The following is a 5,320-nucleotide window of genomic DNA, read 5'->3' on the forward strand; positions in this document are numbered from 1 at the left end:
GATCAGCACGTACTGGAACGAGCCGTCCTTGTAGGACTCGATGAACGCCTCCTCGATGCCGGTGACCAGCGAGGAGGTGGCGCGCAGCTCCCAGTAGGGCAGCGTGTCCGGGGTCAGGTCGATCACGGCCTGCGGGACGAGGCGGTTGTCGGCCATCGCGCGCAGGTACTCGCGGCGGGAGTGGATGTTGCACTCGAAGTGCGCGTTGATCTGCGAGACCCACTTGGAGGGCTGGCCGTAGCGCGGGTTCCAGCAGCCGGTGATGGTGACGTAGCGGCCGCCGACCTTGAGCACCCGGGAGTGCTCGGCGAACAGGTCGTGCAGGTCGACGTACATGCTGGACTCGTTGTTCCACGAGCCGGACATCTGGCCGTTGGCGAACGGGGTGTCGAGCATGTTGCAGACCCGGGAGCGGACGTGGTCGGCGATGCCGAGCTCCTGGACGCGGCGGTTGCCGAACTCGGCCTGGGTGCTGGAGAGCGTGACGCCCTCGACCTTGCAGCCGAAGCGCTGGTGGGCCATCACCATCGAGCCGCCGCGGCCGCAGCCCGCGTCCATCAGGGTGTCGCCGGGGGCGATCGCGCCGAGGTGGTCGAGGAGCACCTCGGCCTGGGCGGACTCCAGCCGGTGCAGCTCAGTGATCAGCTTCTTCTCGTACTCGCTGTCCTCGGGGGTGCCGAGGGCGGCGGTGTCGATCTCGCCGATGCCGTAGTGGTGGTGGTAGAGGCCGTCGACGTCGCCGAGGCGCAGGTTGACCGGACGGGCCTCGTTGTTCCAGTAGCGGGCGATGTCGCCCTGGTAGGCGGTCGCGGGCCCGGGGACGAACGCGGCGGCGGTCTCGGTGCTGGTCATCTGCAAGTATCCGTTTCTTACCGGTGGTTACCAGAAATTGGGCAGGCTGTAGCGGTAGGTGTTGGTCTGGTGCCAGTGGTGGTTGCCGTCGACCCAGGCGGCCACGCCGCGCAGGAAGCGCAGCAGTTGCGGGGCGGGGCAGGCGGCGGCGAGGGCGGCGGCCTCGGCCTCGAAGGCGTGCATCAGCTCGTTGTGGACCTCGACGGCCTTCAGGTAGCCGTCCCGGTCGGAGAGGCCCTCGCGCTCGGAGATCACCACCGGCAGGTTGAGGTGCCGGCCGGGGCTGGCGAGCTCCTTGGTGTAGGAGTACAGGTCGTTGACGATGGTGGTGGCGTTGCCGGCCAGCGCGATGACCCGCTGGGTGGCGGGCAGCGCGTGCAGGTCGGCCGGGAGTTCGTAGCCGCCGACGCTGTCGGTGATGGTCGGGCAGGGGCGGAAGTTGTTGAACTGGCGCATCGCCAGGTACTCCCACACCTCGGGCACGTGGTCGGTCTCGGCCCAGGCGGCCTCGGCCAGGTAGCCCAGGTGCAGCCGGGCCATGTCGTGCCGGAACCGGTCGGCCTGGGACGGGGTGGCCGTCTCGGTGAAGTACCGCATCGCGGAGTGGTAGGCGCGGCGCGGGGCGTCCGAGCCGAGCGACTCGGCCCAGCCCGGCGCGTACTCCGCCGTGGTGTGTAGCGGGTCCAGCGCGGTGTGCGCGAGCAGCAGCCGGCCGCCGAGGCCGACCGGGGAGCCGCCGTGGTCCTCGCAGTAGCAGTCGTCCACCGCGTTCTCGGCCACCATCAGGCGGGTGGCCAGCATCAGGTGGTCGACGGTCGGGGCGTCCGGGTGGCAGGCGACCATGTAGCGCCCAACCGAGAAGCCGTCGAACTGCCCCTCCCACTCCTCGGGGAACAGGTCGACCTCGTCCACCGCCCACTCCTTGATCCGGCGGCTGACCTCCGCCACCCGGACCGGGTCGGGCTCCGGGACGGGGTGGAAGTACAGGCCGGGCACCGGAATGCCCTCCACCGGGGCGACGGCCTCCGCGACCGGCGCGGCGGCGGGCGCGGCGTCCGGCTCGGCGGCGCCCTGCGGCGGGGAGACCCGGAACAGCCCGGCGGTCCCGAGCCCGCTGGGGCCGCGCAGGACCTGGGCCGGTCCGGAGCCGGCGGCCGCGAAGGGGTCGGCGGCCTGGGGCGGAGAGGAAAGCCCTGGCTCGGGCATCCGTGACTCCTTACTGGGAGGGGTTACTGGGAGGGGGCGGTCTGGTCGGGGCGTGCGGAGGCGACCGGTCGGCGCACCGGCCTGCCGATGGTGCGGGCGGGGAAAGCTCCTCGGGGAACGGGAAGGTGACGGACCGTCATGAGCTGCGGGGAACTCGGTCGGATCTTGAAGAACGCTAACGCTCCGTAGGCACGCTTCGCCCGCGCGGCAGGGGGTATTTACCTCGATACGGTGATCTTCCGAATCACCATGTTTACCCCGCCCACCAGCGGCATTCGAGTCATCCGCCCCGGGTCGCCCCCGAACCACCGGCCCGCCGCGCCACCCGCCCCCGCCGTTTCCGGCCACCGCCTCCGCGCACGCGAACGCCCCCGCCCCCGCGCGGTGGCGGGGACGGGGGCGGTGGCGGCGGGGCGGAGCGCGCCCGGCGGGTCAGCCGTTCGTGCAGGCGGTGCCGTTGAGCGTGAAGGCGGGCAGCGCGGCGGGCGTCCCGGTGGCCTGGAAGCCGAAGGAGGCGCTGCCGCCCGGCGCCAGCGTGCCGTTCCACCCGGCGTCGGTGACGGTCACGGCCGCACCGCTCTGGACCACCTGGGCGTTCCAGGCGTTGCTGACCACCTCGTTGCCCCGGTACGTCCAGCCCAGCTTCCAGCCGGAGACGGTGCCGCTACCGGTGTTGCGCACCGTCACGTCGGCGGTGAACCCGCTGCCCCAACTGCTGGCCACCTTGTAGACCACCGCGCACCCGGAGACCGGCTGCGGCGAGGCCGAGGGGGACGGGGACGCCGAAGCGGACGGCGACGGCGAGGGCGAGGGCGAGGACGACGGGGACGGGGAGGGGGACGGGGACGGGGACGGCGAGGCCGAGGACGAGCCGGACGGCGACGGGGAGGGCGACGGGCCGGTGCCGTCCGGTTCGGCGCCCCACTGCGGCGCTCCCCCGTCCAGCAGCCGGATGTTCGCCGCGTCCACCGGCGTCGAGCCGGGCACCAGCGAGATGCCCTGGTACGACCAGTCGTTGGTCGGGTCCCAGGCGCCCGAGGAGGCGATCCGGAACTGCACCTCCTTGCGGTAGGCGGACTGCCCGGCCGGGGCGATCACGGTGTTGGAGCAGTCGACCGTGACGTAGTAGGTGGAGCCCGAGTAGAGCGTGGGCCCGCTGACCGTGCCGCACTGGTTGTAGTTGGTGGTCAGGGTGATCTGGCTCGGGCTGACCCCGGGCTCCAGGGTGAAGTAGTAGCGCAGCGAGGCGTTCTTGAGCGCGCGGGCCGGCCAGGCCGACTTGTTGATCAGGTACGCCTTGATCTCGGTGAAGTTGGTGCCGGCGGCGTTCACCGATGCCTGGACGGACATCTCCGGGCCGTCCGGGGTCTCCTTGGGCGGGAACTGGGCGAGCGGGCTGCCGCCGTACTCGCCGTAGAGCCGGGCCAGTGCGCCGGTGAAGGCCGCGTTGTAGTCGGTGGCGACCTCGTTGTTGACGTAGTTGGAGCGGTCGTCGGTGTAGGAGTCGTCGGCCGAGCTGGGGCCGCCGACCAGGGCGCCGATCAGGGTGTGCCGGCTGTCGACGGGGTTGGTGAGCTGGTCGGTCCAGGAGCCGTGGGCGGTGCGGTGGTGCGGGTTCTTCGGGGAGTTGGCGCCGAAGCCGATCAGGTAGCTGGACTTGCGGGGGTTGTCGCCGAGCGCGTAGTCGATCTGGCGGACCGCGAAGTCGTGGTAGCGGGCCTTGCGGACGGGGTCGCCGGTGAGCGTGTCGGAGTAGACCAGGGCGACGAAGGAGGTGTTGGCGGCGTAGCGCAGCGATCCCCAGGAGTCGAGCACGGCCTCGCCGCCCGGCGAGTACTTGACCTGGCTGCCGTTGACGCCGACGGTCCACCAGTCGAGCCAGCGGTTGGCGTCGTCGACGTACTGCTGCTTGCCGGTGAGCTGGGCCAGCAGCACGTAGTCGCCGTAGGACTTGTCGTCCCAGGCGATCGTCCACTTGTAGGACTTGGTGGTGGACTGCGGCTCGGTGGAGAGGTTGGCGTAGTAGCTCTCCGCCTTGGCCAGGTAGCTGCTGTCGCCGGTGGCCTTGTAGAGCCAGATGGCACCCCAGACCAGTTCGTCGTTGTAGCCGCTCCAGGAGTTGTAGTAGCCCTGGGCGTCCTTGATGCAGTCGCTGTACTTGCCCCGGTAGGTGTCGGCGAAGGAGTACAGCTGCTTGGCGTGGGTGAGCAGGGTCGCGGAGTACGCCGGGTCGCTGTCGGCGAAGACCATCGACGAGGAGGCCAGCGCGGCGGCCGTCTCGCCCGCCAGGTCCGAACCCGGGCAGGAGGCGTCGATCTTGTACGCGGGCCGGGCCATCGGCAGCACCTCGGCCGGGCCCCACCAGGCGTGGTCGGCCGAACCGCTGCCGACCTGGCCGTAGAGCACGTTGGGGGCGGGGTGCGCCTTGATCAGGTAGTCGTCGACGAAGCGCAGGTTGTTCTTCAGGTACTGCATCTGCCCGGAGGCGGTGTAGCCCTGCTTCTCGGCGATGCCGCCCCAGGCCAGCATGGTGGTCGAAGCGGCCATCGGCAGGCCGAACTTGACGTGGTCGCCGGCGTCGTACCAGCCGCCGGTGAGGTCCAGCCCGACGTCCTTGCCGTCGTCCAGCGCGGAGTCGCCGCGCCAGCTCACCCGGTTGGTGGCGGGCAGCTTGCCGGACTGCTGGGCCTCGTAGAAGAGCAGCGACTTCTGCAGCGCCTCGCCGTAGTTGAACGCGGGCGCGGCACTGGTGTCGGCGGCCGCGCTGTGCAGCGGCAGCAGCGCACCGGCGGCCAGGGCGCCGGCCGCGAACAGGCCGATGACGGTGCGGCGGCCAGGGCGGTGGGCGGAGCGCGACGGGCGGGGTGGGGGTGCAGCGGGACGGGACATGGCGTCCTTCCGGGGCGGCGGTGGGGGCGACTGTGGGGGGGGGGGATGCCGATCGGATGGCCCGTGACCTGCCCCAACACTGTGGGAGCGCTCCCAAATCCGAACGGCCGGGAACGGTGTCGGCAGGCTGTGGGCGGCGTCCATGGTGTCCGCGCCGCCACATCCGTGTCAATGCGCGACGTGGAAGTTACAGGCCCGACCTGACGCCCCACCAGCACCGCCCGACCGCCCGCCCGGCCGCCCGGCCCCGGTGGGCCGGCGGGGTGTCACGGCCCCGCCGGCCCGTCCTACGGGTGAGGCTCGACGGTACGGCGGGGCGGGGCGGCGGGAGCAGGGGCCGAACGTCCCTGGCTGCGGGAGGTCCGGCCCGGGG

The 5,320-nt window shown here is 71.6% G+C and carries 3 protein-coding genes; all 3 read right to left on the reverse strand.

The features are described 5' to 3' along the window. The coding region (locus ACFUEL_RS34375) for a geranyl diphosphate 2-C-methyltransferase (RefSeq protein WP_380241279.1) at positions 1 to 852 on the reverse strand (852 nt) is incomplete at its 3' end. 27 nt (positions 853 to 879) lie between these two features. Beyond that, on the reverse strand, positions 880 to 2,058 hold the full coding sequence (locus ACFUEL_RS34380; RefSeq protein WP_380241281.1) for a family 2 encapsulin nanocompartment cargo protein terpene cyclase: 1,179 nt from the start codon (positions 2,056 to 2,058) through the stop codon (positions 880 to 882). Positions 2,059 to 2,490: 432 nt separating this feature from the next. Then, positions 2,491 to 4,947: a glycoside hydrolase family 9 protein gene (locus tag ACFUEL_RS34385; RefSeq protein WP_380241283.1), complete on the reverse strand. Its 2,457-nt coding sequence runs from the start codon at positions 4,945 to 4,947 to the stop codon at positions 2,491 to 2,493. Positions 4,948 to 5,320: the final 373 nt, after the last annotated feature.

The sequence above is a fragment of the Kitasatospora sp. NPDC057198 genome, assembly GCF_042670125.1.
Classification (GTDB): Bacteria; Actinomycetota; Actinomycetes; order Streptomycetales; family Streptomycetaceae; genus Kitasatospora.